This is a genomic window from Thalassorhabdomicrobium marinisediminis (assembly GCF_003072065.1).
GTDB lineage: Bacteria > Pseudomonadota > Alphaproteobacteria > Rhodobacterales > Rhodobacteraceae > Octadecabacter > Octadecabacter marinisediminis.
Window position 1 is genome coordinate 1 of record NZ_QCYG01000036.1, and the last position, 539, is coordinate 539.

1 protein-coding gene is annotated in these 539 nt (G+C 62.7%); it reads right to left on the reverse strand.

Going from position 1 to position 539, the window contains the following annotated elements:
* A partial coding sequence (locus tag DC363_RS16615; RefSeq protein ID WP_277871200.1) for an undecaprenyl-diphosphate phosphatase occupies window positions 1–484 on the reverse strand: 484 nt, incomplete at its 3' end.
* Window positions 485–539: the final 55 nt, after the last annotated feature.

Here is a 539-nt window from a genome sequence, read left to right on the forward strand (position 1 = left end):
CGGGGATCATCGCGAGGCATTGAAACAGACCGATGCGCAGGGTCACCCAGATCGGCAAATGCTCGGCATCCGCATAGCGCGGAGCAGGCGCGAACCTGTCGACAAAGACCAGCACGATCCCCCCGAGGATCAGCATGATCGACACCAGAAGGGGTGTCTCGAACAGCACCGCCTTGATGAAGCCATGCGCCAGCACCCCCACGACCAGCGCGGGCAAAAAGGCGATCAGGACCGACGCCAGGAACCGCCTTGCACCGGGGCTGTGCGGCGCGCTTATCAGCACCTGCACCAGGCGGGAGGCATAGACGGCCAGGATCGCCAGCACGGCCCCCAGTTGAATGACCACCTCGAAACTCCGGCCGGCGCTTTGAAATCCGACGAAGTGACCGGCCAGAAGCAGATGGCCTGTGGAGGACACGGGAATGAATTCCGTCAGCCCCTCGATCAGCCCAAGAGCTGCTGCGACGAGGGTCGTGTCAGGCATGAGAGTTCCGATCTATTGGGGCGTCAGTTTGCCCGCAGGTTTCCTGCGGACTCCT